Origin of the sequence: Synechococcus sp. R55.2, assembly GCF_047462075.1 — a bacterium.
Classification (GTDB): Bacteria; Cyanobacteriota; Cyanobacteriia; order Thermostichales; family Thermostichaceae; genus Thermostichus.
This window is the reverse complement of record NZ_JANSIH010000367.1, coordinates 1-3,272: the sequence shown is the minus strand read 5'-3', so window position 1 is coordinate 3,272 and position 3,272 is coordinate 1. Positions and strand designations below refer to the sequence as shown.

Below are 3,272 nucleotides of genomic sequence, written 5' to 3'. Positions count from 1 at the left end.
GTCCAGGATGGAGCCGCCCGGGCCAAGTATGCCCTGGCTTTGCACCTGCTGCAGCGCATGGGCTGGATCCAGCCTGCCGCCGCCGAGATGCTGGGGGAGCGCTTCCTTCGCGTCGGCCCCTACACCCGCCTCGAGGTAGAAGGGGAGCTGCGCATGCCTTGAAGAGCCGGAGGTGGGAAGGCCTTGCACCCAAACTCTTGGTGATGCTAGTTTTATCGAAGAAAAGGCCCAAAAACTAATGATTGAAGCCCTCTTCAAGACTCTTGACGACGAGCTAGGCAAGCTATTTGCCCTGACTAAGAAAGCAAAGGAGACCGCAGGGAAAGCCCAAGTCGCTTGTAAAGGAGGGCAAGTTCCAGCCCTGAGCCGCCAGCTACAAGGCTGTAGCTCTGTCCTCAGCGAGGCTCTTTCCCAGGTGGAGACGGTAAGACAAGCCCTTGAACAAACCCAGCAGGTTTTGGAGAGAACTTCTCTTGAAGAACTTGCTAGCGAGGTAGGAGAACGAGTCGGCCAGCCTTGGCTGCCTACGGAAAGCCCCCATGTCTTTGTAGCTTTCCCCGCCTTAGTGCGCTTTTCCAGGGAGGGAGTGCGCATAGATCGCAAGCTTCTACGCTCTCAACGGCCCAGTGCCATTGCAGAGAAGATTCTCCGAGCAAGAATGACCAAAGGGAAAGAAACTAATCCAGAGGTAGTTCTTGAACGCATCTGGAAAGCGGCAAAAATTGCAGCGGGTTACTTGAGAAAGTCAAGCGCAGAGCTGCCTCGTTCTCTTCAAGTACCTGCTCGCGATGTCTTCGAGGTGCTCCACCTCAACAACCCAGACTACACCGAAGTGGAGTTTACGCGGCATCTTTACCTCTTGGATCGAAATGGCACCAACCATGTGGAGGGCTACCGCTTGATCTTCTCCGCGTCTACAGGCACGCGCTCGGGTCGCTACTACCGCATTCGAGACGAAGCTGGGGTGGAGCACGCCTACTATCTTTTGGAGTTTGAGAAGCTATGAGCGAAGAGGGCCAGGGTCGGCTAGAGCCTGATTTGTGGCTGCGCTGTCTGGAAGAAGACTACTTGCGTTCTTTTATCCCTGAAGGTGGTGCCACTGTCAAGCTGGCCGTTGTTCCGAAAGATTCCTACTCTTGGGTGCGGAAAGCGCTGCTGGAAAAGCTTAACCAGTATTCCTTTCATATTTTTGATTTGACAGAGGAGTGCTTAAAGCTGCATTCAGTCGAACAGCTTTGGTTTGCCCTTGCTCAGAGAGTAGATTGGGAGACTTTTGCCAAAGATCTGCGCTTCAACATTCTCCAAAAAATTGGATACCCTCCCAGGCTAGATCTGCAGGACTGCACTTTAGAGCAGTTGGCCGAATTCTATCAGATTGAAGCCCGTGAGATCAAACTAGAGTTTCAGCGGGAAATTAAGAGAGGTATTTTTCTGGATTACTCACTAGCCCTTGACTTTCGCAAAGCCATAGTCCGACTTGTCTACGAACCCCTTCAAAGCCCAGGCACTCTGGAAGGTCTATGCTCTGCAATTCAAGAGTGGCTTAAAGGTACGCTGAGCTCTATCAGCCGGGTGCGTGAAGCGGCTATTTTTCGAAAGATTGACAGGACAAATGCTCGAGAGATTCTACTTTCTTTCTTAAGACTATTTACACGACGATCCGGCTTAGTAGCAGTCCTTGTCAGCTTGCTTCACTACTACGAGCGGACCCCCAGTGGACGCCCTAACTTTACCAGTCGACAAATCCTTGAGCTCTACGAGACTTTGCGTGAGTTTATCGATGCGGAGAGTGAACTAGAAAAAACTGTGTTAATTTTCTTAGCTCCTCCAGAGTTTATTGAATCTGAGCGTCTGTCTTATCATTGATATCGAGCTTTGCAAACTCGAATTGAGAATGAGGTTTCTTCTCTTCAAAAGCCTAATCCATGCACAGCTATGGTGCAGCTTCTATGAATGTAGCGATTGCAGCTAGGCGGGCCATTGAAGCCCTACGAAATGGCGTTCCTAACCGGTTCGCAGTTGCAGAACTTGGCTCTTGGCAGTATCAGATTGAGGAGCGTTTTCAAGAGCTGTGCAAGGGTGCTAGTTCAGGCCCTGCAGGAATGCTGATAAAGGGGGATTTTGGGACAGGCAAGTCCCATCTTCTACTAACCCTGCAGGAGCGAGCAAGGAAGAATAATTTTGCCACCTCCCTAGTTGTCGTCTCCAAAGAGTTGCCCCTCGGTAACCCCAATCGCCTGATTCCCCGCCTCCTTGCCCAGGTCGAGCTCCCTGACATGGTTGAGCGTGGGATCCAAGGCATGGCAGCCCGGCTACAGTACTCCTCGCCTTCTTTCCAGAAGTTCCAGCTTTGGGTTAACCAGTGGCAGTTTGGGTCAGGCTGGTGGCCGGCCACCTTGGCTCTGTACCAAAGGTTAGGAGGCGATGACGAGAAGCTAGACGCCATTGTCCGCTTTTGGGCTGGTGAGCCCACTCTGAAGTCCTCAGAGGTAAGGCGAAGCCTACGGGATCACGGCTTGGCAGGTGCTTATCCCATTGGCAAGCTACCCCCTGCAGAAAGCCTACACTGGCAGCGCCTGGCCTTCTGTGCCCAGCTATGTCGGGCCATAGGGTTTGGGGGCTTGGTGGTTTTGGTGGATGAGATTGAGCTTATTGCCCAGTACAGTCTTCTTCAGCGGGTCAAGTCGTACCGCGTTCTTGGGCACTTGTTTGGTACAACAACCCTGCCTGAAGAAATAAAGAAAGCTCCGCTGGTTTTCGTAGGAGCAGTAACCCGCGATTTCGAGAGGGTCATTCTACAAGAAAAAGGAGATTGGGAGAAAGCACCTAAGATAGCTCTCCAGAAGCATATGTCTGAGGAAGTCGTAAAGGCCGGCATGGAGGCTATTAGCCAAGCTACCCCTCTCTGTTCCTGCTTAGAAGCCCGCGAGGCCATTCAATCCATGTGGCATAGGGTAGCGGATCTCTACCAGAAAGCTTATCCCGATTGGGTACGCCCATCGCCGCCACAGCTTCCTGAGCTCTACAGCACAACCACTGTGCGGTCAATTATTCGCCGCTGGATTACGGAGTGGGATGTGCGTCGGTATTACAGCCCCGATACAGAAATTGTGATTGTAGAAGATGAGGCGATCAAGTCTACCCCAACTGAGGAGCTTCCAGAGTTGGAAGAGGACGAAGAATAAGCCCAGTCAATCCCTAACTAGCTTTGAGAGGCCTCAGCGCTGGAAGGGGTTTTGGTAAGGATTGGGGTTGGAGCTCTGGCCTTTGTT

4 protein-coding genes and 1 pseudogene are annotated in these 3,272 nt (G+C 52.1%); all 5 read left to right on the top strand.

Annotation, left to right across the window (positions count from 1 at the left end; all coding sequences use genetic code 11):
- Nucleotides 1–162: asparaginase (locus NW838_RS11740; RefSeq protein WP_414428085.1), on the top strand; the 162-nt coding region annotated here is incomplete at its 5' end.
- Nucleotides 163–736: 574 nt separating this feature from the next.
- A complete protein-coding gene (locus tag NW838_RS11735; protein ID WP_238376915.1) occupies nucleotides 737–1,006 on the top strand; it encodes a hypothetical protein in 270 nt (89 codons plus the stop codon).
- Nucleotides 1,003–1,866: a hypothetical protein gene (locus NW838_RS11730; protein ID WP_414428084.1), complete on the top strand. Its 864-nt coding sequence runs from the start codon at nucleotides 1,003–1,005 to the stop codon at nucleotides 1,864–1,866. The genes NW838_RS11735 and NW838_RS11730 overlap by 4 nt, the downstream gene beginning before the upstream one ends.
- 59 nt (nucleotides 1,867–1,925) lie before the next feature.
- Nucleotides 1,926–2,213 (top strand): annotated as a pseudogene (locus NW838_RS11725) (BREX system ATP-binding domain-containing protein); the annotation flags it as partial.
- A gap of 87 nt (nucleotides 2,214–2,300) precedes the next feature.
- On the top strand, nucleotides 2,301–3,185 hold the full coding sequence (locus NW838_RS11720) for a BREX system ATP-binding domain-containing protein (RefSeq protein ID WP_414428086.1): 885 nt from the start codon (nucleotides 2,301–2,303) through the stop codon (nucleotides 3,183–3,185).
- The last annotated feature ends 87 nt before the right edge of the window (nucleotides 3,186–3,272 follow it).

Excerpts from the sequence above, each read along its gene's own strand:
- NW838_RS11730 (WP_414428084.1), top strand. The coding sequence starts at position 1,003 with ATGAGCGAAGAGGGCCAGGGTCGGCTAGAGCCTGATTTGTGGCTGCGC.
- NW838_RS11720 (WP_414428086.1), top strand. The coding sequence starts at position 2,301 with ATGGCAGCCCGGCTACAGTACTCCTCGCCTTCTTTCCAGAAGTTCCAG.